Origin of the sequence: Desulfosarcina cetonica JCM 12296, assembly GCF_001311845.1 — a bacterium.
GTDB lineage: Bacteria > Desulfobacterota > Desulfobacteria > Desulfobacterales > Desulfosarcinaceae > Desulfosarcina > Desulfosarcina cetonica.
In genome coordinates this window covers 1-26126 of sequence record NZ_BBCC01000084.1, presented here as the reverse complement: position 1 = coordinate 26126, position 26126 = coordinate 1, and the positions used below count along the sequence as shown (strand labels likewise).

27 protein-coding genes and 2 pseudogenes are annotated in these 26126 nt (G+C 57.7%); 12 read left to right on the top strand and 17 right to left on the bottom strand.

Features of this window, described 5'->3' with window-relative positions; genetic code table 11:
* From JCM12296_RS18445 to priA, 5 genes and pseudogenes are all read right to left on the bottom strand, one after another.
* Positions 1-364: hypothetical protein (locus JCM12296_RS18445; protein WP_054696323.1), on the bottom strand; the 364-nt coding region annotated here is incomplete at its 3' end.
* Between the two features lie 169 nt (positions 365-533).
* Positions 534-725, bottom strand: a pseudogene (locus tag JCM12296_RS50615) (HAD hydrolase-like protein); the annotation flags it as partial.
* Positions 644-997 (bottom strand): HAD family hydrolase, encoded by a 354-nt coding sequence (locus tag JCM12296_RS38525; RefSeq protein WP_157067727.1) that lies wholly within the window; start codon positions 995-997, stop codon positions 644-646. The pseudogene JCM12296_RS50615 and the gene JCM12296_RS38525, both read right to left, overlap by 82 nt.
* A gap of 90 nt (positions 998-1087) precedes the next feature.
* The gene (locus JCM12296_RS47740; protein WP_281492063.1) at positions 1088-1873 is read right to left on the bottom strand and encodes an OS_HP2 family (seleno)protein; all 786 of its coding nucleotides are present in this window, start codon (positions 1871-1873) and stop codon (positions 1088-1090) included.
* 172 nt (positions 1874-2045) lie between these two features.
* Positions 2046-4511 (bottom strand): replication restart helicase PriA, encoded by a 2466-nt coding sequence (gene priA / locus JCM12296_RS18425; RefSeq protein ID WP_054696311.1) that lies wholly within the window; start codon positions 4509-4511, stop codon positions 2046-2048.
* Positions 4512-4752: 241 nt separating this feature from the next.
* Here priA and JCM12296_RS18420 point away from each other — a divergent pair, with 241 nt between their 5' ends.
* The 4 genes from JCM12296_RS18420 (at position 4753) to JCM12296_RS18405 (ending at position 7039) form a co-directional block, all read left to right on the top strand.
* Positions 4753-5058, top strand: coding sequence for a hypothetical protein (locus JCM12296_RS18420; protein ID WP_054696308.1), 306 nt, complete (start codon positions 4753-4755; stop codon positions 5056-5058).
* A gap of 89 nt (positions 5059-5147) precedes the next feature.
* On the top strand, positions 5148-5774 hold the full coding sequence (gene upp / locus JCM12296_RS18415) for a uracil phosphoribosyltransferase (protein ID WP_054696305.1): 627 nt from the start codon (positions 5148-5150) through the stop codon (positions 5772-5774).
* Between the two features lie 24 nt (positions 5775-5798).
* The gene (locus JCM12296_RS18410) at positions 5799-6374 is read left to right on the top strand and encodes a cob(I)yrinic acid a,c-diamide adenosyltransferase (RefSeq protein ID WP_054696326.1); all 576 of its coding nucleotides are present in this window, start codon (positions 5799-5801) and stop codon (positions 6372-6374) included.
* Positions 6362-7039 carry a ferredoxin--NADP reductase gene (locus JCM12296_RS18405; protein WP_054696303.1) on the top strand — a complete coding sequence of 226 codons (678 nt, stop codon included), beginning with the start codon at positions 6362-6364 and terminating at the stop codon, positions 7037-7039. The genes JCM12296_RS18410 and JCM12296_RS18405 overlap by 13 nt, the downstream gene beginning before the upstream one ends.
* Before the next feature lie 33 nt (positions 7040-7072).
* Here JCM12296_RS18405 and JCM12296_RS40005 read toward each other — a convergent pair whose 3' ends face one another.
* A complete protein-coding gene (locus tag JCM12296_RS40005; protein ID WP_054696300.1) occupies positions 7073-7261 on the bottom strand; it encodes a CooT family nickel-binding protein in 189 nt (62 codons plus the stop codon).
* A gap of 159 nt (positions 7262-7420) precedes the next feature.
* On the opposite strand from JCM12296_RS40005, the gene JCM12296_RS18395 reads away from it, so the two are divergent.
* The gene (locus tag JCM12296_RS18395) at positions 7421-7894 is read left to right on the top strand and encodes a rhodanese-like domain-containing protein (RefSeq protein WP_083456270.1); all 474 of its coding nucleotides are present in this window, start codon (positions 7421-7423) and stop codon (positions 7892-7894) included.
* Positions 7895-8053: 159 nt separating this feature from the next.
* A complete protein-coding gene (locus JCM12296_RS18390; protein ID WP_054696294.1) occupies positions 8054-8497 on the top strand; it encodes an Hsp20/alpha crystallin family protein in 444 nt (147 codons plus the stop codon).
* 56 nt (positions 8498-8553) lie between these two features.
* Here the strand turns inward: JCM12296_RS18390 and JCM12296_RS18385 are convergent, their stop codons facing one another.
* From JCM12296_RS18385 to JCM12296_RS38520, 6 genes are all read right to left on the bottom strand, one after another.
* A complete protein-coding gene (locus JCM12296_RS18385) occupies positions 8554-9954 on the bottom strand; it encodes a sigma-54-dependent transcriptional regulator (RefSeq protein ID WP_054696290.1) in 1401 nt (466 codons plus the stop codon).
* Positions 9955-9966: 12 nt separating this feature from the next.
* On the bottom strand, positions 9967-11472 hold the full coding sequence (locus tag JCM12296_RS18380) for a two-component system sensor histidine kinase NtrB (protein ID WP_054696287.1): 1506 nt from the start codon (positions 11470-11472) through the stop codon (positions 9967-9969).
* On the bottom strand, positions 11472-11966 hold the full coding sequence (locus tag JCM12296_RS18375) for an EamA/DMT transporter family protein (protein ID WP_174897332.1): 495 nt from the start codon (positions 11964-11966) through the stop codon (positions 11472-11474). Before JCM12296_RS18375 ends, JCM12296_RS18380 begins: the two co-directional genes overlap by 1 nt.
* Before the next feature lie 73 nt (positions 11967-12039).
* Positions 12040-12450, bottom strand: a complete 411-nt coding sequence (locus JCM12296_RS18370; RefSeq protein ID WP_157067726.1) for a hypothetical protein — start codon at positions 12448-12450, stop codon at positions 12040-12042.
* A gap of 297 nt (positions 12451-12747) precedes the next feature.
* Positions 12748-13911, bottom strand: coding sequence for a sulfite exporter TauE/SafE family protein (locus JCM12296_RS18365; RefSeq protein ID WP_054696282.1), 1164 nt, complete (start codon positions 13909-13911; stop codon positions 12748-12750).
* A complete protein-coding gene (locus JCM12296_RS38520; RefSeq protein ID WP_157067725.1) occupies positions 13838-14191 on the bottom strand; it encodes a hypothetical protein in 354 nt (117 codons plus the stop codon). The genes JCM12296_RS18365 and JCM12296_RS38520 overlap by 74 nt, the downstream gene beginning before the upstream one ends.
* A gap of 526 nt (positions 14192-14717) precedes the next feature.
* Between JCM12296_RS38520 and JCM12296_RS47735 the strand changes: the two genes are divergently transcribed.
* From JCM12296_RS47735 to JCM12296_RS18335, 6 genes are all read left to right on the top strand, one after another.
* Positions 14718-15014, top strand: coding sequence for a 4Fe-4S dicluster domain-containing protein (locus tag JCM12296_RS47735; protein WP_281492062.1), 297 nt, complete (start codon positions 14718-14720; stop codon positions 15012-15014).
* A gap of 114 nt (positions 15015-15128) precedes the next feature.
* The gene (locus JCM12296_RS44910; protein WP_281492061.1) at positions 15129-16349 is read left to right on the top strand and encodes an FAD-dependent oxidoreductase; all 1221 of its coding nucleotides are present in this window, start codon (positions 15129-15131) and stop codon (positions 16347-16349) included.
* A 44-nt stretch (positions 16350-16393) separates the two neighbouring features.
* Positions 16394-17284 carry an FAD-dependent oxidoreductase gene (locus JCM12296_RS47730; RefSeq protein ID WP_281492060.1) on the top strand — a complete coding sequence of 297 codons (891 nt, stop codon included), beginning with the start codon at positions 16394-16396 and terminating at the stop codon, positions 17282-17284.
* A gap of 58 nt (positions 17285-17342) precedes the next feature.
* The gene (locus tag JCM12296_RS18345; RefSeq protein ID WP_054696276.1) at positions 17343-17555 is read left to right on the top strand and encodes a hypothetical protein; all 213 of its coding nucleotides are present in this window, start codon (positions 17343-17345) and stop codon (positions 17553-17555) included.
* A gap of 47 nt (positions 17556-17602) precedes the next feature.
* Positions 17603-18052, top strand: coding sequence for a CBS domain-containing protein (locus JCM12296_RS18340; RefSeq protein ID WP_054696273.1), 450 nt, complete (start codon positions 17603-17605; stop codon positions 18050-18052).
* A gap of 4 nt (positions 18053-18056) precedes the next feature.
* Positions 18057-18836: a 2Fe-2S iron-sulfur cluster-binding protein gene (locus JCM12296_RS18335; protein ID WP_054696270.1), complete on the top strand. Its 780-nt coding sequence runs from the start codon at positions 18057-18059 to the stop codon at positions 18834-18836.
* Positions 18837-19024: 188 nt separating this feature from the next.
* Here the strand turns inward: JCM12296_RS18335 and JCM12296_RS18330 are convergent, their stop codons facing one another.
* The 5 genes and pseudogenes from JCM12296_RS18330 to JCM12296_RS40000 form a co-directional block, all read right to left on the bottom strand.
* Positions 19025-19921, bottom strand: coding sequence for a dihydropteroate synthase (locus JCM12296_RS18330; protein WP_054696267.1), 897 nt, complete (start codon positions 19919-19921; stop codon positions 19025-19027).
* Between the two features lie 152 nt (positions 19922-20073).
* On the bottom strand, positions 20074-21411 hold the full coding sequence (acsC, locus tag JCM12296_RS18325; protein WP_054696264.1) for an acetyl-CoA decarbonylase/synthase complex subunit gamma: 1338 nt from the start codon (positions 21409-21411) through the stop codon (positions 20074-20076).
* A gap of 110 nt (positions 21412-21521) precedes the next feature.
* A complete protein-coding gene (gene acsB / locus JCM12296_RS18320; protein ID WP_054696260.1) occupies positions 21522-23735 on the bottom strand; it encodes an acetyl-CoA decarbonylase/synthase complex subunit alpha/beta in 2214 nt (737 codons plus the stop codon).
* 40 nt (positions 23736-23775) lie between these two features.
* Positions 23776-25821 (bottom strand): anaerobic carbon-monoxide dehydrogenase catalytic subunit, encoded by a 2046-nt coding sequence (gene cooS / locus JCM12296_RS18315; protein WP_054696257.1) that lies wholly within the window; start codon positions 25819-25821, stop codon positions 23776-23778.
* Positions 25822-25863: 42 nt separating this feature from the next.
* A pseudogene (locus tag JCM12296_RS40000) lies at positions 25864-26126 on the bottom strand (acetyl-CoA decarbonylase/synthase complex subunit delta); the annotation flags it as partial.

Genomic DNA, 26126 nt, shown 5'->3' with positions numbered 1-26126 from the left:
GGCTGCCCAATGCCTCGGCCACGCCACGATGGGCGGTTCCCTGGGTTTGACGCAAAAGCCGCTTAAGGGCAGCCACGGCCTGATCGCCAAGCCCGTTTGTCGCCGGCGCGCAGGCCACGTCACGCATGACCGAGGCGGCTTCGCGAAAGAGGAAATAGCTTTGGCGAACACGGTTGAACGTCCCCGCCGTCAGGAGCGCCTCGATGGCATCCAGGGTTCCCCGATCAAGCCACTCGGGTTCCACGCGGGCCATGCGTCGCAAGTCACTGACCGCGTGGTACTTGGCGATGAAATCAAAATTGGGATCGACCAGGGCGGCTTCGGCTTGCCGCTTGAACTGAGCGGTTGCGGACGCGGATGGCATGCCGGAAACCGATCAGTCCAGGCCCAGAAGGGTTTCGATTTCCACCAAGTGCCGGATATGATGGTCCGCCACCAGCGACGGATTGCGGTAGGCCACAAAGGGGACGCCGGCGGCTGGCAGCGTCTTCATCCACCTCCGAGTCACCCACGTAAAGCACTTGCCCGGGCAGGACGCCAAAGTGATGGACCACTTTGTTGAGGGCCTCAGGGTGGGGTTTGGGGAATTGGACATCCAGGGCGCAGACCACAAGATCGAAGAGGTGTTCGATGGCGTTGTCTTTCAGCACGCGTGCCATGGTGTCCGTGCGATTGGTGGCCACGGCGGTTTTGTAGCCGGGCCTGAGTTTTTCCAATAGGGGCACCAGCCCGGCTCGATCTCCATGAGGCGCAGAAAGGGAAGATAGCCCATCTGTTTGCGGTAACCATGGGCGGCGTTGCGTGTGGCTTCGTCGGGTATGATGTAGGCCAGGGCCGCATCCACCGTCTGCATATGGCTGTACGCCATTTGGTCGGGGGTCATTTCCGGCAGCCCCACGTGGGCCAACAGGTGATTGTAATACGCCGCGTTGGCCTTCCGGGAATCAAACATGACACCGTCGCAGTCAAAGGCGACGACTTTCGGGTGCTGCATCACGAACCAGACTCCTAAAAGTGAACAAGAGCACCGACGGCAGACGCTTGCCGGTGCTTTGTCACTGGGTTGGGTGGTTTTGGCGGTGCTTTTTCAGCTGCCTTTGGTATTGGCCCTGGGCAGCGCCGGTGCCTGGGCAGGCTTCGCGGCGGTGATCTGACCGTAGATCGGGACATTGATCGTTGGCTTGATCGTGCTGTCCGTGGTCAGGATCAGCGTGTCGGCATAGCGGCCGGCCGCCGTTTTTTTGTTCTCAACGGTCAGGCGGTAGCCGTCTCCCTCAGGGGCCTGCAGTTCCTTGAGGTCAAAGGCGATATCCTTGCCGTTACGGGCTTTCACATCGACGATGCGAAACGGAAAGGCCTTCTCGCGGGTAATCGTGATGGCCTTTTTGATTTCACTGCCCACGGGCCCGACCAACCGGGCAAAGCTTGGCTGAACCTTGACGAAGTTACGTACCGAACCGGTGATGGTCAACCGGATGCGGTTTTTTTGCGGATCGTTGGTATGGACCTCGACGTATTTTCGCAGGTCCCGACCGCCGTATCCACGCGTGTTGACTTTGATGCTGATGGTTCCCTCGCCGCCGGCGGGGATTTGCCTCGGGTAGGAGGCGACCGTACAGCCTCAACCGGTCTTTACCTGGTGAATTTCCAGAATGCCGTCACCCTCGTTTTTCACCACGAAGTCCTCGGTGACTTCCGTACCTTCCACGACCGGTTCAAACTGAGCCTCGGTTTGGGGGATTTTGGCCGCCGGTGCTGCCTCGACAGGCGCTGCCACTGTGTTGCCCGCCGCAGGCGGCGGGGCTGCCATGCCAAGGGGAATACTGCTCAAGACCACCCATATCGTGGCCATCGCGATCAAACGCCAATTCATGGTTTTCTCCTTTAAAAATGAAGGCGCCGGTTCGGCGCCCGATTGACCTATTGACCTCTTATCTGAGATTTTCATTTTTAAGCCCCGCCACCATCCCTGTCAAGCTGGGCGTGAAAAAATGACGCTTTGAATGGCGCTTTCGCGGTGTCATGTTCCATCGCATCCATAGGGATCACATCAGGAAAAGGGGATCCACATCAATGACCACCCTGACGCCGCTTCGAATGGTCGGGGCCTTCTGACCCAACACCAGCTCATGGACGAATTGATGCAGCCGGGTGGCATGGGCACTTTTGACGAGCAACTGCCAACGGTGGTGGTTGGCGATTCTGGCCAAAGGGGCTTCGATGGGACCCATGATCTGGATCTGATGTTGATGATCGCCATCCGCTGCGAGCAGTTCCTGTCCGGCGGATCCCAGTGCCCTGGCGTGGTCAGCCGTCTGGTCGGCATTCCGGCCGGAAATGCGGATGGCGATCATGCGGGTAAAGGGCGGATAGCCCAGGGCCTGGCGGAAACCGATTTCCTGATTGAAAAAAGTCGCGAAATCTTGATGCTTGGCGGCCACGATGCTGAAGTGTTCGGGGTTGTAGGTCTGCAGGATCACCTTGCCGGGTGCGTTGCCGCGGCCGGCCCGTCCGGCGACCTGGGCAAGCAGTTGAAACGTCCGTTCCCCGGCGCGGAAATCGGGGAAATTGAGGGTCAGGTCGGCGCAGACCACGCCCACCAGCGTAATTCCTGGAAAATCGTGTCCCTTGGTTACCATCTGCGTTCCCACGAGGATGTCGATCCGGTGGTCTTTCAGATCCTTGAGCAGACCCACCATGGCGCCACGGCGGGTCATGGTGTCCCGGTCCATGCGGGCGATGCGTGCCTGGGGGAACAGGTGACGCAAGGCTTCGTGGATCTTTTCGGTTCCCGTTCCCAAAAGTTTAATCTTATTGGAGCCGCATGCCGGGCAGGTGGATACGGCCGCTTTTGAAAAACCGCAATAGTGGCAGAGGTAGGCATTGGCCTGTTTGTGCAGGGTCAGGGAGATGTCGCAGTTTTTGCAGCGTATGGGCTGGCCGCAGTGGGCGCAGATAGGAAAAGATGAAAATCCCCGTCGGTTGAGGAAAATCAAGGCCTGCTGGCCACGATCGAGGGTTTGTTTCAATGCCTCCTGCAACACCGGTGTGAGGTAGCGGCGGATGCCGCGTTCGTCACGGAGCCTGGAAAGATCCACGGTCTGGATGGCGGGCAGCGGTTGACGGTTGACCCGCTGGGTCAAGCCGACCGTCATGTATTTGCCGGTGCCCACGTTGTGCCAGGACTGCACCGACGGCGTGGCCGACCCGAGAATAACCAGGGCATGCTGGTGTTGGGCGCGGACGACGGCCATATCCCGGGCATTGTAGTTCAGTCCACCATCCTGCTTATAGGAGGCATCGTGTTCTTCATCCACAATGATCAGCCCAACGGTGTCGAAGGGGGCAAAGATACATGAGCGGGCACCGATGGCGATGGTGGCCTCGCCCCGTTTGATGCGCAGCCACTGGTCGTATCGCTCGCCCTGGCTGAGGCCGCTGTGCAGAACGGCCACCGCCTTGCCGAAGCGGGCCCGGAACCGGCGCTCGGTTTGGGCGATGAGGGCGATCTCCGGGACCAGCACCAGCGCGTGCAGCCCCTTTTCCACGGCGGCCTGGGTCATCTGCAGGTAAATCTCGGTTTTGCCGCTGCCGGTCACGCCGGCCAACAGCACCGTCTGGAAGCCCCGGTCCAGCAGGGGCCGCAGCCGGCCGAGCGCATCGCTTTGTTCTTCGGTCAGCGGGGGTGGGGTATCCGGCTCGATGGGGGCGCCAAAGGGGTCCCGGTAGATCGTCTGCTCGTAGATCTTTACCAGTCCGGCTTTGTGCATGGCGCGAACCAGCGACGGCGCGGTGGGATACTGTTCCTTGAGGGTCGGCACGCTCAGGTCTCCCCGCTGCCGCAACAGGTCCAGAATCGCCTGGCGTTGGGGCGAGAGGCGATCCGGATCAACGGCTCCGGGGGTTGGGCTGACCATGCGAACGGTTTTGGGCCGCACTTTTCCCCCGCGCGTCTGGCTTGCCACGGTAATCCATTCCCGTTGTCGCAGCTGATGGATCAGCGCCCAGGTGACCGGCGGGCCGACCTTTTTGCGTAATTGACGGAGATCGGCCGGTTGCTCTGTCAGAGCTGCCAGAACGGCCCGTTCCAGGGCCGTGGGAACCTGGGTCGCCAATGCCTCCCGGCCCGCTGTGGCAAGCGCCATGACGGCAACATCGACGATGTTCAGGCCGGCCGGCAAAGCCGTGTTGATCACCTGGCCCAAAGGGTGGATGTAGTAATTGGCAACCCACTTTAAAAACGGAACCATCGCCGCCGGGAACAGGGGCTCGTCATCCAGGACATCCAGGATGGGCTTGAGCGCCGTGGCATGGGGCTTTGTTGCCGGACCGATCACATAGCCGGTGACCTTGCGTCGGCCGAAGGGAACCCGTACCCGTTTGCCTGGGCAGGCCAGCTGCAAGAGGTTTTCCGGAACCGTGTACGTGTAGCAATCGTGCACCGGAAGGACGACGGCGACGGAAATAAGGCTTGCGGATGGCTCGTTCTGATTTTGCTTGACAGGACACACGGCTTTTTCTAGTTTGAAAATTCGTGGTGTTGCGGACGGTTGGCCTGGCTTCCGGGCGCGTGGGCGACCTGTTTTAGGCGTACTGATGCCCACGCGGCATTCACCCATATCATGCATTGAAAGCGATCCCAATACCTGCTACTTATTTTAGTTAAGAGGGCTTGTTGCCGATACTGGTAGCGAGGCTTGGACAGGCTTTTCAAACAGCCTTTCACATACACCAACAACGGAGGGAAATGATATGAAGGGAATCTTTTCATTTAAGCGGCTGGTCGTGCTGGTGACCATCTTTTGCCTGGTAGCGGTCCCGTGTGCCACCTGCCTGGCCCAGGGATTCGAGGACGATACGGAGATCCTTGCCGGAAAAATGGTCGGTGATGCGCTGGTGGTGCGGCCGTTGGGGTTTTGCGCCATGGTCATCGGTAGCGTGATGTTCGTCGTGTCCCTGCCGTTTTCCGCTTCGGGACGCAATGTAAAACCCGCTTTCGACCGGTTGATGGCGGATCCCGCCCTGTTTACGTTCAACCGGCCCCTGGGACAATTCTGATCTGGATCCGCGGTTTTTCCGCTTGAATGCGCTGTCCGACAACCGCCAATGAATCCCGCGCCTGGTGCCGGGGATGCAAAGGAGGCCGTGTGCCCGTTCATCTCGTCAACCACCCGCTGATCCGACATAAAATCGGCCTTATGCGTGTCCATGACATATCCACGAAACAATTCAGGGAGTTGGCCAGCGAGGTCGCTGCACTGCTGACCTACGAGGCCACCAAGGACCTGGAGACCGAGTCCATCACCATTCAGGGGTGGGCCGGTGACGTGGTGGTCGAAAACATCAAGGGAAAGAAGATCACCGTGGTTCCCATTTTACGCGCCGGCCTGGGAATGATGGACGGGGTCCTAGACCTGATTCCGTCGGCCAGGGTCAGCGTCGTGGGGCTGTATCGCAATGAAGCCACGCTTGAGCCGGTCCGCTACTATGTGAAAATGACCAGTAATGTTCAGGATCGAATCGCCCTGATCCTCGATCCCATGCTGGCTACCGGGGGAACCTTGATGGCCACCATCGACCTTTTAAAAGAGGCGGGGTGCACCCAGATCCGGGGACTCTTTCTGGTGGCCGCGCCAGAGGGCCTCAAACGGCTGGAAGAGACGCATCCGGATGTGGATGTCTATGTCGCCGCCATCGATGAGAAGCTCAACGACATCGGCTATATTTTACCGGGGCTGGGCGATGCGGGAGACAAAATTTTCGGAACCAAGTGACCCCCGAGGAAAGGGACGATGGTCATGAAGATCTATACCGGGACGGGAGATCGGGGGAAAACCAGCCTCTTCAGCGGCGAGCGGGTCTCGAAAAGCAGTCCGCGGATTGACGCCTATGGTGACCTGGACGAACTGAATTCGATTATCGGCGCGGTGGCGGCGACCCTCTCGGATGGCCAGGCGGCGCTCAGGGACGAGTTGCAGGCGGTGCAGGGTCTTCTGCTGGATGTGGGCGCCTGGCTGGCCACCACGCCGGGCGCGGCATCGGCCCGTTTGCTGAAGCCGTTCGGAGAGGCTCCCGCCAAAATGCTGGAAGCCGCCATCGACCGCATGAACGGCGATCTTCCTGAATTGAAGCAGTTCATCTTACCCGGGGGGCATCTGTCCGCGGCCTTGGCCCATATGGCCCGGACCGTGTGCCGGCGAACCGAGCGGCGGGTCATCGCGCTGGTGGACGGCGAAGGCGGGGAGGCAGGAGGGCTGACCGAGACCCTGCAGGCGGTTCTGGTTTTCCTGAACCGGCTTTCCGACTACCTCTTTGTGGTCGCGCGGACCTGCAACCAGATGAACGGACAGGACGATATCGTGTGGAAGCCGTGAACCGGACCGACTGCTTCACCGCCGAAATGGTCGGGCGTCGGGAATTGGCAGAGGGCATTCTGGAGGTGTCGTTGCGTCGGCCGGCGGGATTCACTTTTACCCCGGGTCAGTTCGTTCGCTTTCACATGCATGGCTACCAGCGGGACTACACCATTGTCTCAACCACCCTGGCCGATACACTTGATTTCTGCATCGCCCTGGTGGACAAGGGCCGTTTTTCCACCCTCATCGCCAATGCCGTCCCGGGAACCGTCTTTCATGTGTCCGGCCCCCATGGCCATTTCATCTACCAGGGCAAGGCCAATCCGGCCGTGTTTGTGGCCACGGGAACCGGTGTTGCGCCTTTTGTTGCTTTCTGCCGTGCCGGCATTGCCGATGCGCTGCTGCTCCATGGTGCGCGCCATGTGGCCGGGTTGATTTACCGGCGGTTATTGCAATCGCACCTGCGCAGCTACATCCCCTGCCTCAGCCGATCGGCGGAAATCCCGATGGCGGGGCTTGACAGCGCATTCCCCGGCCGGGTGACCCGCTACCTTGAAACCGAGCTGATGCCGGGGAAATACGATTTCTACCTGTGTGGTCGGCCGGGGATGATCCGCGATGCCATGGCGTTGATCGACGATCGTTTCGGCGATTCACGCATTTTTGTTGAAACCTATGACTGATGAAATCGTAAACGACGATTTTCCCCAATCCGCTTATATGGGTTGAAAGACCATGCGTTTTTCACTGTTGTTGTATTGAACCATCCTCGCCTTCAGGGTTCGCTCTTCACCGAAGATGTTGACCAGATGCATACCATCGGCGACTTCCTCGATCAGATCGACATTCTCCAAGATTTTTTCTTCGACACCATTTTTTAGCATGAATACGTTGACATCGCACATAAGTGACCTCCCGCTTCCCCGCCCTGCCGGCAGGTGACGGACAGTGGGGGTGAAGCTGTTGGGTTTGATGAGATTCGTGCCTATTGTGGACAATTCGGTTGTCAAATGCAATACTGACCTTCGGAAAGCTTTCATGCCGATCTTCAGGAATGGTTGCCCATGCTGCTCACTATTATGAAAGAGGCGGTCATCATCGTTCTGACCGCCATTGTTGTTGCCACAGCTGTCTATATGCTCCGACCCGACAAAATCGCCGGGCCGATGGACCCTACCACCCCCAGTCAGACCCAGCCAGGGGAAGCACCCGGTTTCAGGGATATTTCAATCGATGCGGCGCGTAGCTTGTTCGACGCACCGAATACCCTTTTTGTCGATGCCCGGCCGGCGATTGATTTTGCCGCCGGTCACGTCCACGGCGCACGGAATCTGATCGTTGCCGATCAGGAACAATGGCTGCCGGCCTTTCTCGCCTCAACGGATCCGGCGACGGTGATCATCACCTATTGCGACGGAGAGAATTGTCATCTTGCGCCGGAATTGGCTGAACTGCTCTATTTCAACGGCTACGATAATGTCTATTACCTGAAAAACGGGTGGACCCGCTGGCGCGAGAGGGGTTTTCCGGTAGAATGAGGTCCTGCGTTGCGGGAACGGGTTTGTCGGCGAGTTTTATTACTAATTTATAAAAAATAATAAAAGTAATGGTGAAAATAGTATTGACATGTTCCACCCCAAAATTATCTTTGGTTTAAAAAGAAACGGGGCAATACCCCAATCAAGGGAGGAATGATTATGGAACTTGTCAAATTTAACCCAACCGGACGTTTGAACCCATTTCGCCGGCGAATGGACACCCTTTTCGATGATTTTTTTGGCGATCTTTTCCGCGGAGAAGATGAGGCTCGGGAGCAGCTCTGGAACCCGAAGGTGGATATCTTCGAGGAAGATGACCAGTATGTCGTGAAAGCCGAACTGCCAGGTGTGGAAAAGGACAAGATCACCATTGACGTCAACGGCCGGGTGCTGACGGTCAAGGGCGATCGCGCCAACGAAAAAGAGGTCAAGGAGAAAAATTACTACCGGCGCGAATGTAGCTACGGGACCTTCCAGCGCTCCTTCACCCTGCCTGACGAAACCGATTCGGAGAAGATCAAGGCCGAGTACAAGGACGGGATTCTCAAGGTGAACATCCCCAAGCCTGAAACGCGCCAGGCGAAAAAGATTGCCGTAGAGTAAACTATAGAAGCGATTCCGATGGGAGGGGCGGGCGTTGGCCCACCCCTTTCTTTTTTCTATGATTGCCGGTACGGATCCGCCGAGATGCCGTATCGTCGCATGATTTGCTGCAGGGCCTGACGCTCCAGACCGCTGGCCTTGGCCGCCTGGGTGACATTGCCCTTGTTTTGGGTCAGCATGTGCCCGATATAGGCGGCGTTGAAGGCCTGCAGGTTGCTTTCCTTGGCCTCCTTGTAAGGCATGTCCAAGAGGGAGGTGATTTCGGCGGCCGTGCTGGCGGTCGTCGGCCGACCGATGCCCACGTCCTTGGGCGTTATCTCATCGGCAGGGGAAAAGAGAATACCCTGCATGATCATGTTTTCCATTTCCCGCACGTTGCCTTCCCAGCGCCGGTTCACAAACGCATCCATCAGTTCCGGCGATATCCGTTTGATCGGCTTGTCGAGCTTGGCGCAATGTTTTTTCAACAGGTGATTGGCAATCAGGGGGATGTCCTCGGCGCGTTCGCGTAAGGGGGGCAGCTTGATGGGCAGTACGTTCAGACGATAAAAAAAGTCTTCCCGGAACTCCCCCGACTTGATCTTCTCGGCCAGCGGTTGGTTCGTGGAGGCGATGATGCGTACATCCACCTGGATGGGGCGGGTGTCACCCAGCGGTTTGATCTCTTTTTCTTGCAATACGCGCAAGAGTTTGGTCTGGATCGTGGGCGTGATATCGCCGATTTCGTCGAGAAAAATCGTGCCGCTGTCGGCTTCCTGGAAAAGGCCTTTTTTATCCCGCGTGGCATGGGTGAACGCGCCCTTTTTATAGCCGAACAGCTCACTCTCCAGAATATGCTCGGGCACGGTGGGGCAGTTGACGGCAATGAACGGGCGCTTGCTGCGGTTGCTCAAGGCATGCACCGCCCGGGCGGTGAGGTCTTTCCCCGTGCCCGATTCGCCGGTAATCAGAACGGTGAGATCGGTTTTGGCGATCATCTGGATGGTTTCATACACCCGCTGCATCTGGGGACTTTTGCCCACGAGTTCCTGGAACATGTTCGAGGAGAGACATTCATGCTGCAGCCGTTTGTTCTCCTTGAGCAGGCGGCTGCGTTCGAAGGCCTTGTCCAGGCGCATCACCAGGGCATCATGATCAAAGGGTTTGGTGATGAAATCGTAGGCACCGCGTTTCATGGCTTCCACGGCCATTTCGATGTGACCGTAGGCAGTCATCATGACGACGGTGATATCCTTGCCGTAATCGGCCTTGATCCGTTCCAGCAGGTCGAGACCACTGATCCCGGGCATTTTTATGTCGGCAAGAACCAGATCATAGGTGTTGGCGCGGAGCATTTCCAGGGCCGCCTCTCCGGAAGCGGCCGTATCCACCTGGCATCCCAGGTCGGGCTTAAGACTGCGTCTCAGCAGCGCGAGCATGTCCGGTTCATCATCGACGATGAGAAGTTGGGGGACCATGGATCACCTCTTTCAAAGGGGTGGTGGAACGGGCAGACGGATGGTGAACGCCGCGCCCTGGCCAGGATCGCTTTTTACGGTAATGCTGCCACCGTGCCCTTTAATAATCCCATAACTGACCGAAAGGCCCAACCCGGTGCCCTCACCGGTGGGCTTGGTGGTAAAAAACGGATCGAAAATTCGGTTCAGGTTCTCTTTGGCGATGCCGTGTCCGGTGTCGGCCACCTCGATGCTGATTCGACTGTCGGCCGGGTTGAAGGCGGTGGTGATCTTGATGGTGCCACTGCCCTCGACGGCGTGGATGGCATTCATTAACAAGTTGATGAGAACCTGCTTGATTTTTTTTTCGTCCATGAGAACCCGGGGGGGCGCCGGTGTGAAAGCGGTTTCGATCTGGATCGCCTTCAAGTCGCTGTGATGGCGGACGAAATGGATCACATCGCTGATCACCGCATGGACATCGAGGCGCTCCTTGTGCGGGCTCGAGGTCCGTGCGAAATTCAACAAATCCTCGACGATGGCCTTGCAGGAGCGGACATGCTTCTCGATGGTCTTAAGATCGTTGAAGCGGTCCGATTGCGGATCCTCGTTGCGCAGCAGCAGTTGGGTATAGCCGAGGATAATGCCCAGCGGATTGTTGATCTCGTGGGCGATGCCCGATGAGAGTTCGCCGATGGACGCCAGTTTGTCCGCATGGGCCATCTGCTTCTGCATCTGGCGGCGCTGCTCGATGTCCTTGATCAGGAAATGAATGGTTTCACCGTCCTCGCTGGGGCTCTTGGCCAGACTGCCGGACAGGAGCACACGGCGTTTGGCGCCGTCCCCCAGACGAATGTCGAACTCCTCACTGGAGATAAAACCGCGATTCTCGATATGTTGCGTGATGGCGGCCCAGTCCTCGGAATGTGAAAGATAGTCCTGGAAGCATCGCCTCTCGGTGACGGCGTCATTGATGGCGTGCAAGCCAACCAACTGTTTGCCGGCCGGATTGATATTGACGATGCGGCCGTCGGTGCGCGTCACCAGGATCATGTCCTTGGAGACCTCGAAAATGCGTCGGTATTTCTGCTCCGAGATGGCCAGGGCTTCGGTACGTTGTTCCACCAGCTGCTCTAGATTCTGGTTGAGGTAAATCAACTTCTCGTGGGCGGTTTGCAGTGCCTGGCGATCCTTGAGAATGGTGCCGTAGATGGCCCACGTGCGCTCGAAAAAAAGGGTTACCGATGCGACAACGATAAAGGTGAATGTGTTGACCGCGCCGGAAAACGGCTTGATGGTCATCCACCATTCGCGGTGTTCGGTCATGAAAAGAATCTGCTTGAGCAAATGTCCGGCCGAACGGGAAATGGCGAACACGGCCAGCGCCACGCATACCCATAACAGATAGTTGATAATGATGTTGGTGGGATCTCTTTTTTTCAACCGCAGGCAATAGGCCACGCTGATAAAAGAAAAAAAGATCATCAGGACCGATCCGACAACATCAATGAACCAAATGGGAAACGCGGTAATGCTCATCAACCCGATCTCCCATCCGGCTGGGCAGGGCGGTCTCCCCCAAGCATGTGGCGCAAGCCCAGCATCAGGCACGCCATGGCGGGGACGCACAGCAGATGATCCAGCTTGGCCAGGTAATACACGGTGGCCAGCCAATGGCGGCCGTTGGTGGTGTCGATTCGCATCTGCCAGGGAGCGGTGTAGGTCACCGTAACCGCAAAGCGCTGTTCGTCCAGGTAGTGCACCAGAAAAGCATCGGCGTTCCAGAGAATAAAGAACACGGCGGCATACTGAATGTAGCGCCATCCCGGTTCCTTGACCAACCCGGCCTGGCGCAACCAAAAAATCAAAAGGCCCATGGAAAAAAGAAAAAACAAATGGGCGAACTGGTGGACCCATACGCCTTCAATGCCGGCATGACCTTGGGTGGCCAAGCTATCCAGCGGCCAGAAGACACAGATGATAACGATCGCGATCGTTGCCAGCCAGTGCGAGGAATGCGAGGTCGGTTGCATGAGCGCTTAAAAAAGGTCGTTTGACGCCCGGCCAAAACCAGAGCATGTCTGTCGAAAATGACGAGCGTACAGATTATGGGGTGGTTGAATCCTGTGCCTTGGGGTTGGCCAGATCGGAAAAGCTCATCATTTCCTCGGCTTCTGAATGGCTCACCTGGCGCCATCGCTCGAAAGATGAAAAGTAGGGGATTTTGTTTTTGATTTTCCCGAACAAGATGTAAACCAAGACATAGATCGGGAAGAAGGTAAACATGAACCCTACTGATGAACCGAAGCCGGGAAGGGGGATGGGAAGTGCGAAATCAACCTCGGCAAAACGACTTTGCATCCACCCCAAGGCGAAGGGAACCGGCCATAGCGATGCAATTCCAATTGCCGCTTGGGCAAAAAAATATTTACCGAAGGCATCGTTGGCCTGCTTATTACAGCTTTTATATGCCGTTTTGTTTTTTGCGCCAAGCGCCTTGATGGACAAATTGTGCATATGGATCATTTCCCGGCTGTCCGAGCTGAAAAACCGGTGATTGCGACGATAGGCCCAACAATAGGTCATCTGACCGGCGATGACGCAGATCAGGCACAAAGCCCCCGTGCCGATATAGTATCCAAGGATCGGAATCCGGCTCAAACGAAAAAATGAAATCAAGAAAGCATCGAATCCGTAGTATATGGCGCTAAGTATTTCCATGAACGAACACTGTCTTCCGGAATCATCCCGGGGCGGCTGGGATTGCCGGCCCCGGGGATTTCAATTATCTTCTTTTGGAAGGTGGCGTGCCTATCAAAACGGCGGAACGATGCTGTACCCCAGGAAGCCCTTGGTCGTATATCGCAGTCCCACGTAAACGGCCAACACAACGAACAGGCGTTTGAGCCAGATGTCCGGGATGTACTTCGAGGTTCGCGGACCGATCATGGAGCCGACGAAAATGCCGATCAGCTCGACACCGATCAGGGGCCAGAAAACCGGTACGCCTTTAACGACCATATAGGTAAAGATACTGATAATCATACCCACCAGAACCGTCAGCGCCGAGGTGCCGGCCACGAGAAACATGGGCAATCCGGCAACGCTGGTCAGAAACGGAACGAAGAGGAAGCCGCCGCCGACACCCAGGAAAGAAGCCAGAGCGGCGATAAGGAAACCACCGATGATGGGAACGATGGGATTGAAGCTGAACTCGACGCCGTAAAAGGTAAAGCGGATTTTACTCATCCCCCAGGATACGACCTTGACGCCCTGGTCGGCTTCGTCCACTTTGGCGCCGCCCTTCATGTGGGATTCCTCGAAGGCCTTGGCCGCCGCCTTGGCCTCTTTCTTGCCGGCCTGGCCTTTGGGGGTGGTCTCATAAAACAAGAAGCCGCCGATGACGAATACCACTAAGCCAAAGTACCCCAGATATGCTTTCAGGGAAACCTTGCCGGCGGTGATGACGGGGACCAGAAAACTACCGGAGATCGAGCCGATGGCCAGCATCAGGCCCAAGGGCAACACCAGGCGTCCCATCTTGTAGTAGTTCCAGCTGGAGACGGCACCGGAAAGACCCACCATCCACTGGTTGGATACGCGAATACTGTCGGTGATCAATTTATTGAGCATGGGCGAGGTTTGCTTGAATCCCTTGCCATAATCAGCCAGGCCAAAAACCGTGATATGGCCCACGCCGGACATGATACCACCGAAGGCGCCGACGGTGGAGAAGATCCAGCCCACCCAAATGGCCCATAAAAAACCGGCGATCATGCTGGGTGCGGGGGCGCCGGGAATGCCCAAGAAGCCGGGCTTGGCGTTGGGGTCGATTTGGCCGGGCCCGGTCCCTTGCGGTGTGTTGGCAATGGCGTCTTCCAGGCTTCCGGCATAGGCGTTGACGTCAGTAAATGCCGGTGCAACCACAACCGAAAACAGCAGCAACAATACGATGGGCAAAACAAACTTCTTTTTCATGGTTCTCCTCCCGGATGTTAATGAGCTTAATGGCCGAACACCCGTCCGGCGACTTTAATGTGATGGCGGAATGATGCGCATCCCTCCCTTTTTCATCAATCGTCAAAACGCGTCCAGCATCACCTCCTGTCCTGCTATCCAAAAATGGCTTGTTGATCAGCAAGTTATGTGCCAGGTGGAAAAGGATGCCGGCGGCGCCCAAAAAGGCAAAAAACACCGTATTAACAAGATAATACGCGCTTGTTCCGTGCCATCTTAGAACAAAGCGCGCGGGCAGCATCAACGCTATTGTGCAACATATTTCTTGCGATTTATTTATTGTCTTGAAAATATAGTATTTTTGATAAATGTAAAAAATGCAATAAAAATATTTCACCGCAAATAAAAGGATGCGTATTTTTACGGAGATTCCTTTCCCGATCGTACCATGCGCCGCCCCGATACGGCGAATCGAAATTGATCTATTTGAATTTAAGGGATATATTCTTTATTGCAGTATCACTTCATTCATCTATAATGAGTATATGTATGGTATGGCTCTTGCTAGAAGGAACATTCGATTCTTTCAGATTTATCTTAATTTGTTTAATCGATTAACGCTAGGTTGCGGCTTAAGGATGAAAATCTGTCGGGCGTTGGCCATTGACGGCGCCCCGCACCAAGGATGTGAGGATTATGAGCAAATACTATTTATTTCAGGACACAAAAAAATGCATCGGTTGCCATTCCTGTGAAGTGCAGTGCAAGGCCAACAAGAACCTTCCCATGGCCCCCGGCTTTGTCAGATCATTCAGGTGGGACCGAAAATGGTCGGCGGCCTGCCGCGGGCCGCTTATATTTTCATGCCTTGTTTTCATTGCGAGAATCCTTGGTGCGTGGCGGCCTGCCCGACGGGTGCCATGCAGCAGCGTACCAGCGATGGGATTGTCTTTGTGGATCATAACCTTTGCGTGGGGTGTAAAACCTGCATTTCCGCCTGCCCTTGGGGCGCGCCCCAGTGGAGCCCGGAAATCGGCAAGGTGGTCAAGTGCGACTACTGCATGGACCGCGTGGATCAGGGGCTGGAGCCAGCCTGCGTGACCACCTGTACCACCACTGTTTGAAATTCGGGAAAGTCGAGGAAATGACCCAGGTCCGGCGCGAACGCCACGCGCAGACCGTGGCATCCCTGGAGCATACTGCATTCTAAGATTAATTTTGGTGACGAAAGGCCCATCATGCCCAATAGCCAATGTCCGGTCACGGAGAGCATCCAGTTCATTGATCAGGCCGTCACCGGCGGTGCGTTTCAACATCCACGGGGTCGGCGCATCGCCGAAGAGGTCCGTCACCTGCTCAACGACGTGGCTTGGGGCCGTGCCGGTGACGCGCACCTGCCGGCCGTTCACCAGCTCGTTCAGGATTTGATGGCGAATGATAAAGACCCCCAAGGCCAGCGCGTGGGCCAACGCCTGCACCAAACCCTTGAGGAACACGGTGAGGTGTTCGAAAGTCATGTAAGAACCCACAACTGCCCTACGGGGGCCTGTGAATGGTTGACGCCGGCACCCTGCCAGATGGCCTGCCCGGCCGGAATCGACGTGCCGACCTATGTGACGTTGATCGGGCAGGGGCGCGACGCCGAAGCCATCGATGTGATCCGGCGGGACAATCCCTTCCCCTGGGTCTGCGGCTTGGTGTGCACCCGGCCTTGCGAGTTCATGTGCGTGCGGGGCCGCATGGACACGCCGGTGTCCATCAAATTTCTCAAGGCGTTTGCCGCTGAACGGGCCATGTCCGAAGGGACTTACCGAAATCCCCAAAAAGAGGAGGACAAGGGCAAACGGGTTTGCGTGATCGGTGCCGGACCGGGAGGGCTGAGTGCATCGTATTATCTGGCATTGAAAGGCTACGGCGTTCACGTGATCGAGGCATTGCCCATGGCCGGCGGCATGACCATGGTGGGCATCCCCCGTTACCGGCTTCCCCGGGAAGTGATCGACCGCGAGGTCGCCATGCTGGAAGATCTTGGCGTCACCTTTGCCTTCAACACGCGTTTTGGCCAGGACGTTACCCTTGAAGGGCTCAAATCCCAGGGGTATGATGCCTTCTTTTTCGCCATCGGCGCCCATAAGGCTTACAAACTGGGTATTCCCGGCGAAGCCGACTATCCCCAGACCATGGAAGCCATCGATCTGTTGCGACGCGTGGCCTTGGGGGAGCGGCACATGCCCGGAAAACGGGTTGTTGTGGTCGGCGGCGGCAACGTGGCCATCGATGCCGCCCGGACCTCCCTGCGGCTGGGATGCCCGGAAGTCACCATCGCCTACCGGCGCACCCGCCACGAAATGCCGGCGGACGAGGAAGAGGTCGAGCAGGCCGAGGAAGAAGGTGTCCGTTTTTCCTTTCTCACGATTCCGGCCAAGATCGTCGGCGAAGCAACCGGATCACGGGGCTGAGCTGTATCCGCGCCGAACTGGTGCAGCGGGAGGGCAGCAGCCGCATGTCGCCCGTCCCGGTGCTGGGCAGTGAACACGTGATCGATGCGGATGTGGTGATCAGCGCCATCGGGCAGAAAGTCGATCAGATCACGATGGGTGAGTTGAAGAACATGTCCTGGACCCGCCGGGGGACCATCGACGTCAACATGGTCACCATGCAGACCTCCATTCCCGGTATTTTTGCCGCCGGTGACGCGGTTACCGGGCCCGCGACGGTCATCGAGGCCATCGGTGGCGGCAAGCGCGCCGCCGAGGCCATTGACCGGTACCTGTCGGGGATCCCCCAGCCCCAGATGCCGCCGGTACCGGTCCGGCGCCGCCGGGAGGCGTGTCTCGAGGTGCCGGCCAGCACCAAGACCGTGATCAAACGGCCGGTTATGGATATGTTGGGTTTGGATCGTCGGCGGACCACTTTCCAGCAGGTGGAGCTGGGCTATACGGAGAACATGGTTCGCGAGGAAGCGCGCCGCTGCCTGCGTTGCGACATCTGTCGGCGTTGCGGCCGCTGTGTCGAGGTCTGCCGGGATCAAATGGGTATCAGCGCGCTGCAGATGGGCTATATTGACTTCGACCATCCCACGCCCACGGATCTGCGCATTACCGAGGAGCGTTGTATTACTTGTGGCGCCTGTGCGGCCAATTGTCCGACCGGCGCCATGCGCATCGAGGATCGGGGCGACGAGCGCCTGCTGATCCTGTGCGGGACCATCCTGAATCGCCAGAAACTGGTGTTTTGCGATGCGTGCGGCAAGGCCATGGGGCCGAAGAAATATCTCGATTTCATCAGCAAGCGGGTAAAATCGGTGGGTGATGTGGCCGGGCAGCACGTGCTCTGCGAGGCGTGCGCCCGCAAGAAAACAGCCCGCTTCAATGTGGATACCTTGCCGGTATAGCCGTTGCCGGCAGCGCCCGTGACCGTGAGTTACGGAACCCTTGTCAAGGGAGAACGCCATGGTTTTCCGAAAAGGACAGAAAGTCGAAGTTTTCCAACGCAGTCAGGATGAAAGCTGGGAAGCGTACATGGATCGTTTTGTCGGCCTGCATGGCATCATCACCGATCCGGATACGGCCATCAACGATCCGGATGCCCTGATCGAAGTCAGCCTGGACGGCAAAGGCACCCACCGTCTGCCCCAGGACTGTCTGCGACCCATTGATGGCTGAAAAATGGATTCATTTCGCCGACCCACACGCAAAGGAGCAGCGCCGCCATGCGGGTTCAGGATGTGATTACGCAGAAGCGCCGGACGGTTCACACCCTCCCGGTTGACCGCACCGCCGAGGATGCCATCGTCCGGATGACCGAAGTTCAAACCTCGGCCCTGATCGTCATGGATGGTGACCGGCCGGTGGGAATTTTTACCGAGCGTGATGTCTTGCGCTGCCATGTGGCTTGGAAAGGGCGTCTTTTCCGTGAAATGCCCCTTGCCGAGGCCATGACCAACACGTTAATCGTCGCCCGGCCCGAGGATCTGGTGAGCAGTGCCATGGCCATGATGATTCAGGCCGACATCCGGCATCTGCCGGTGGTCGAGAACCAGCAGATTATCGGCATGCTTTCCATCACCGACCTGGTCAAGCATCATGTGGGCGCGTTGACGGCCGAACTGCACTACCTGCAGGAGTATATCACCGATCTTCAGAATGCGGTACAGGACTGATAAAATGATCAATGTGGTTATCGATGGCACATCTTACCCGGCCGATGAGGGGCAGACCGCCCTTCAGGTCGCCCGGCAGAACGGAATCAACATCCCAACCCTCTGCTACCACCCGGCCCTGAAGCCTTCCGGGTCCTGCAAGCTTTGCGCGGTGGAAGTCAGTGGCCGCACATCCGGTCGGCCGATCGCGATGCTTTCGTGCATCCTGAAAGTGACCGAGGGGCTGGAGATCAAAACCACCGGCCCGGTGGTGGATGCCGCCCGGGTACGGGCATTTAAAAACCTGTTGCGCATGGCGCCCCAATCCCAGCGGTTGCGTCGCATGGCGGATGCCTACGGTGTGGACCTGGGACCGCCTCCCGACGGTTGCGTGCGTTGCCGCCTGTGCGTGCGCGTATGCAAGGAAATCGTCGGTGCCGGCGCCCTGAAGATGGAGAAGGTCGATGGCGTCCTGTTTGTCGTTCCGGAAGTGGATCGCTGTATCGGTTGCGGGACCTGCGCCAATATTTGCCCCACAGGTGCGATCCGCGTGGAGGACCAGGAAAATGTCCGTTCGGTGATGATCCGCGATGTGGTGATCGGAAAACATCCCCTGGAACGTTGCGAGGGCTGCGGCCGCTGGTTCGCCACCACCCGCTTCATGGATTTCATCGAACAGCGTACCGCTCCGCATCCCCATGTGAAAGAGACCCACAAATACTGCCCCACGTGTGCAAAACTCTTCTCCGACCGGACCCGGGCGGTAAGTGAGCACTCGGTCAAGGTGATCCTGCCGGGACACTGAAGATGAATGCCAAATGACCAACGCCAAATGCCGATTGGTGGAGTACTTCCGTTTTAGCATAATGATCGCCCTGCAACCTTCAATTGACATTTGCGTTTTGGCATTTGCCATTGTCCCATCCGTTCCTCAAAAACAAAAAGCCCCTTCCATCTGGAAGGGACTTCGTGTTTTCTGACGTTGCTGGAGAATTAGATTTCCAGCCAGGAGTCGGAGTACAGGGTTTTGCCGAGGATGACATCCACGGTCTTGGCGTAATCCAGCAATTCCTTGGAGAGGCTGCCGCGATCGGGCTCGGTACCGTCCATCATGCCGTAGATCAGATCCACGATGTCCTGACGCTCACCCTTGCAAATCTGGGTCAGTTGCTCGTCACGCGGATCCGAGATGATGGAGTACATGCCGCACTTCATCAGCATGACGGTGTAGGTCTGGTTCAGGATCGGACGCAGGTGATCGGGCGGTCCGTTGGAGATGTTGGAAAGGCCACAGGTGCTTTTAGCGCCCGGCGACATATCCGGAAGCATCTTCTGGAACTCCATCAGGCTGATCGCCTGGGGCTGCTGAATGTTCACAGGGGTGACAATACCGTCGACCCAGATTTTCTCGTTGGGGATGCCGGCTTCATTGGCGAAGTAGAGCAGTTCCACGCACAGGGCGGCGCGCTCGTTCTCGTCGCGCGGCAGGCCTTCGGGACCCCACATCAGCGCCACGAAATCGGCATTGTACTCGGCGGCCATGGGTACCATGCGTTCGTAGCGTTCCGGGCGGCACATGATGGAGTTGATGATGTGCGGCGTTCCGCTGGGGACTTGCTTGACTACTTTCAAGGCCGCTTCGATGGCATCGATGTTGGATGTATCCAGGGCCAGGGGAAGGTCTGGAACGACTTCCTGGACTACCTGCACCACCCACGGCATCAGCTCGTGGCCGTCTTTTTTAGCCGGTCCGAGGTTGATGTCGATGTAGTCCATCCGTTTTTCTTTCTGGAAAAGGGCTTCCTCCTGGATCGGTTTGGGATCGCGCTCTTTGAAGGCGCGGCCGATCTTTTTCGAAATGACGTTCAGACTTTCGCCGATCAGTAACATACGCTCACTTCCTTTCTTTGTCTCGGCATCATGTTCCGGCCAGTATTCCGGCCACGAATGACGCTATTGCCAACTCCAATGGCCGGCGGGCCGGCCAGGAAACGACGGTCAGGATCGGTTGAACCGGTCCCGACCGTTAGATCACATAGCGGTTACGCTCTGAGGAAGCCGGGAATGTGTGCGGCTTCCCGGGGACCGACGGTAATGGTCCAACCGGGCAATTCCTCTTCGACGTCGCCCACGATGGCGGCGGCATAGCCGGGAATGACGATTTCCTGATGTTTGACTTTGTCGATGATGCCGCTTTTCTTCACGAACATGCCCACGTCGTCACCAGCGAATTTGCCGGCGGCCCAGGCGGTAAGAACGGACAGACCTTCTGAATCCTTGATGAGCAGCCAGGTGGGTACCTTGCTGGCCTCGATTTCACCGGAAACGATGAAGTAGGTCAGGGCGAAGTTGGTGGTCACCAGCACTCTGGAATTCTCGTCCGGGTTGTTGATCGGGTAGATGCCTTCGGTCACGGTCATGGGCCGCTGCGGGTCGGTGAAGATGTTGAGACGTTCCAGCAGCAGCGGGAAGAGGCTCTCTCCGGCGAAGTCGGACAAGACCACGATGCCGCCGTATTTGGCGATATACATGGCCGCGATCATGGTTTCCACGTCCAGGTTGGATGCCATTTCGCAGGGGAAGGCGATCGTGGGGAAACCCACGGCACGGTTGCCGTTCTTCAGGGCGGCACGGCGGATGGCGATCATGTCCTGATGGGACTGTTTCGGCTCACGCGAACCCGGATCCAGTACGAGGTCCTTCAGGCCCATTCCAGTGAGTTTTTCCGTCAGCGCGGTCAGCCCGTCAATGGAAGCGGCCTTGACCGCCAGGGGCAGATCGTTTTCCTTGGCGATGGCGCCCATGGCATCCGCGTTGGCTTCGGTGGCCGCATACATCAGCGGACGTTTGAATGCGCAGGCCGCCACGCCAGCTTTCATCACGTCGGTATCCTCAGTTATCAGGATGACATTGAATTCCGAGGTTTCGGCAACCTGTTTGGCCACGGCGGCAAAGGCGTCGGCGTTGCCATTGGCATCTTTGACGGCGACCAGTTCCGGACGCAGGTTGAGACCGACGCGCTCATACTGAAAGGCATTCCAGTCCTTCAGCTTGGCTTCCAGGTCGGCGGCGGCGATGTCGCTGCCCACCAGGGCGGCCAACAGGGTCGGGCTGTAAAAGGTCTTTTCATGACGGTACTGCACGGTCTCACCACCGGTGGTGGCCTTGCGTACGCCATTGCCAACCACGATCGGGCGGATCGGCGGCGCCGATGCTTCGGAGAGTTGCGTACGTGCTTCCTCGGAGACGTAAGGGCAGCTATCCAACTCGGCCTTACCGGAAGCCAGGTTCATGGCAAAGGCAAGGCAGGTGGGAACACCGCACTCTTTACAGTTCGTCTTGGGCAGGAGTTTGAAAATCTGAATACCGGTTAATGCCATACTCTTCTCCTTATCTGTATGGGCAATTCACCCGGCCGCGAATGCCGGGGAATCGGTTCGGTTGATTGGAGCGGGGGGAGGGAGCCCCACCCGCTCCATCATCGTGTCGGTTATCCGATGAGCGGATCCATGGACAAGGCCGGATGACCTTTTTCTTGGAGGTAGGGCAGGATCTCCTCCTCGGTCGTCCCGACAGTCTCATCGGCGATCATGTCGTAGAAGTTGTCGATTCCGTTTTCCTTGCCGAATCTTTCCAGACGCTCCTTGATTTCCTCCTTGAGGATTTTGGGCATCCAGACCATGCGCTTCAAGCCGCCGTCACCCTTGATGAATTTCTTCTGGGTGATGTTGAACTTGGAGTGGCCCACGAAACCGGGCGAAGAGGCACCACCGCCCATGACACCGGCCAGGGTGGTGAACTTCATGCCGCAGGGGGTCTCGCCGGCGTAATCCCGGTTGACGGTCATGACACCGTTGCACGAAGGCAACATGGCGGCGATACACTCGCAGCAGCCGCAGGTGGTCATGGGGTCGATGACCATGGAGTACAGGTTGTAATGGGTAATGGCACCACGGGAGGCTTTTTGAACAAACTCGTTGATTCCCTTGAATTGGCCCAGCAACGGATCAATGCATTCCCCCTTCTCGATGGGCTGGTTGGGGCCGGTGGGGTTGATCTCGTAGGAGGCCTTGCAGTCCATCCAGTTGTAGGCGCCGCACAGGCCGGTCCGCTCGGGGCTGACCGTGCAGACATGGCTGGGGGCAAAAGACTGGCACAGGGTGCAGGAGTAGTAGATGTCCACATCCTCGTCGGTCATCTTTTCGACACGCTCGTCACGCATCTTGTATTCGGCACGCGCCCGGGTGGTCAGCTTGTCCACATCTTCCTGCTTGGTGTACAGGGTGACCTGGACCTTGTCGAGAATCTTGCCGAAATCCTGGTGGAACTTGGCATGCAGCACCACGCCGATATCTTTGAGGGTAAAACCCTTGTCGATGGCGGCGTCGCTGATGCGCACCCAGGCGATGTCACGCTGCCCGATGTGCATGATGCCCTGAATGTAGTTGATCAGATGGTGACACTGACGTTCCAGGATCGGCTCGAAGTCGGGCTGCATTTCGCGGCCGGCCACTTGCATATAGATGCCCATGGGGAATGTGTCGCCCTTTTTCAGGTCGGCCACATCCGGACCCACGACGATGACCTTGCCGTCTTCGATCTCGTTCATCTCGGCCATCTTGACCAGCTCGGTACACTGGGTCTTGCCGCCACCGCACTGGGCGTAAAGGTCGGCACCGCGCACACGCTCGCCCTCGTAGGCAGGACCGAAGGCGCAGGGGATGTCGATGTCGGAGACGATGGTCTTGAGCCCGCGGACTTCAACGGACTTCTGGCAGATTTCGTCAAGCGGCACATTGGCGACCACATGCTCGTAGGTACAAATACCGGTGGGCAGGATCTCGGGAATGTCGGTATCGGCCAGGGTCGGGAAACCCCAGTTGACGCAGCCGGCAGCGGCCACGCTCCACTCGGTGCCGACATCACCCAGGGCGTTGACGAAGGCAAAAATACGATCCTTGTTGTAGAGCAGGATTTTTTTATGATCGCCGGGTTTCACGCCACCGAAGGCCATGGCGGCACGGTTGGCGAACCCAAGAGCGAACACGGCCGAGCTGATATCCGGGCCGAAAGGCACGATACGGGTGTTCCAGCCAATCTGCACGCCCAAGCTGATGAGCTGTTCGATCACGGAGGTGCCATTATGATGGGCCGCGCAGAACATGTAGAGGCTGCGTTTCTGGTAGTCTTCAATAATGTCCTTGGCGATTTCCGCTGTGGGCGCGGCGCCCACGATGGCGGCGAATCCGGGAGCCGATCCGTCGACGAATTCCACGCCGCGTTTACGCAGGATGGTATCATCGGCCGGGCCCACCCAGATCTTGCCGGCTTCGATATCCGGGTCTTCCTCGGGAATGTAGAAATCCGGCTGGTCGAGGATGCGCAGGGCCTCCATGATTTCGTAGCAGAAGACGGCGGCCATGCCGGCGTCCAGCAGGGGCCCGAGGTAAGGCAGGTGGTTCTTGCCCTTGACATGCGGGGGCAAAAGGCCGCGGGCGAAGTCCAGGGGTTTTTTCAGGTCTTCGAGGGTTTCGACCTTCATGCCGGTCAGCGAGTAGATCACCGGCAGGTAGTAGGCCGTGTTGGGGAACCCGACCTTGGTATCGGCGTTGTAGGTCTCCAGCGCCTTGCGGTAGAGGCCTTCCGTGGCGGAAACCACCTTGTACCCACCCTGAATGGCGGCAAATGCAACTAATTTAGACATATCGTTTTCCTCCTTCGTTGAGGATCTGGTTGAAGATCAATTACCCTTCCAATGCCTGGCGGTCGGCCATATCCATGAGGACGCGTTCCCGAGCCTTGTCGATGCCCAGCTCTTTGCGTTTCTTGTCGATGTGGGCGATCATCAGGTGGGCGTGCTTGATCGGATCGGGCTCGATATCCCACATACCGCCGTATAGCTTTTCATAGTCCTTGCAAATGTGATTGTGGAACACCGGTGCACCGGAGGTGGGCAGGGTAACACCGAAGACCGTGTACACACCGGAGACGACGAAGTAGTGGCCGATGGAGATGGCTTTCTCGCTCATCCACTCGGGCGCGCTACCGGCAACCGGGATATCGCAGATGTCCTTGCCCAGTCCGCCGGCCTTGACCACTTCGGTGGCCGCCAGCAGGATGCGGCTGTTGTCCACGCAGGATCCCATGTGCAGGACCGGCGGAATACCCACGACCTCACACACCTCGGCCAGACCCGGGCCACAATGCACGGCGGCGGCTTCCGGCGTCAGCAGACCTTCCATGGCGCAGGCGATGCCGTTGCAGCCGGTGGTCAGGACGATGACGTCATTTTTGATCAGTTCCTTGACGACCTGGATGTGAGCTTCGTTGTGGCGCGTACGGGCGTTGTTGCAGCCCACCACACCGGCGATACCCCGGATGCGGCCGTTAATGATGTTGTCGTTCAGGGTATAGTAGCTGCCGCGGAAGGTGCCGCCCAGGTGGTACTGGATCGATTCCACGCCGAACCCGGCGATCTGGGTACATTTTTGATGCGGAATCATGACTTCGGCGCCGCGGTTGGCGAAGTTGTCGATACCCATCTTGACGATCTTTTCGGCGTCTTCCAGGGCGTAATGCTCGTCAAATTCGATATGGATGACGTTGTCCTGCTCCATCTTGGCGATGGGATGGGTGGTGATCAGTTTGGTGTGGAAGCACTTGGCCACGTTGGCCAGGTTTTGCATAATACATTGGATATCCACGACCATGGCGTCGCAGGCGCCGGTGATGATGGCCAGTTCCTGGGAGAGGAAGGTGGTGGCTGTCGGAACACCGTGGCGTTGCAGAATCTCGTTGGCCGTGCAGCAGATGCCGCCCAGTTGGATGCCCTTGGCGCCCTTGGATTTGGCGTACTCGATCATCTCGGGTTTCTGGGCCACGGCCACGATCATCTCGGAAAGGACCGGTTCATGGCCGTGGACGATGATGTTGACGTGGTCTTCCTTCATGATGCCCAGGTTGGCCTCGGACTGCAGGGGGTACGGGGTGCCGAAGAGCACGTCCTGCAGGTCGGTGGCCAGCATGGATCCACCCCAGCCATCGGCAATGGCGGCACGGGTTCCTTGCTTCATCAGGTTTTTGTAATCCTGATCCACGCCCATGTGGGTGCGGTGCATGATCTCGACGATTTCGCGGTCGATATTTCTCGGTACCACACCATGCTTTTTCCATTTTTCGTACAGCGTTGCTGGCGCGCGTTTGGCGAAAAGCAGCTCGCCTTCGGGCTTGCCCCATTCGTTCATGGCCTTCTCGGCCACTTCCAAGGCGATCTCATCGACATCGCGGTCCATGACCTCACCGTCTTTTTCGACCGTGATGGCCACGCCCAGATGCGGCGCGATTTGCAACAGCTTGTTGATATCTTTGATTTTGTAGGCCTCGGTCTCCTTACGGGCCGCGCTGAGGAATACCTCGGCCACGCAGCGGCCATGATCGGAGTGGGCGGATGCGCCGCCGGCGATCATGCGGATGAAGTTACGCGCGGCAATGGTATTGGCCGTGGCACCGCAAAGTCCCTTGCGGGTGTCTTCGCCCTCGATGCCACCCTTGGGCAGGGGCAGGCGGCAGGGACCCATGGCACAGTTTTTACAGCAGATACCCTGGATACCAATATTACAGGGCTTCATGGCTACGGCCCGATCGAAGACCGTATCGATGCCCATTTTCTGTGCCCGGACGATCATTTCCTGGCTGGCCGGATCGATGGTTGCGGCGATGGGGTCGGCTAATTTAGGTTCCGCAGCTTTCGGGGCGGCGGCTTTCGCGACGGGTTTTTTAATTTCTGCCATCAGAGGTTCCTCCTCGTATTGATTTCGGCAAGGGTTGACAATTTAGTACAGCGGAATGCGCCGATGCACCCAGTTAAGCTTCTCGATGATTTTTTCGGATTCGCTCTTCTGAACGGCGGCGGGGGTCATGGCGATAACATGGCCCGCTTCTCCGGTGGCGCGCTGGGCAGCATGTGCCTCACGCTCGGCGGCGCGCTTTTGGCGCAGGGCGTCTTCGGCGGCTTCGCGTTCGGCGGCGGCTTTGGCAACGGCTTCCTTCTCGGCCTTGGCTTTGGCGTCGGCGTCGGCCTTGGCCTTGGCTTCGG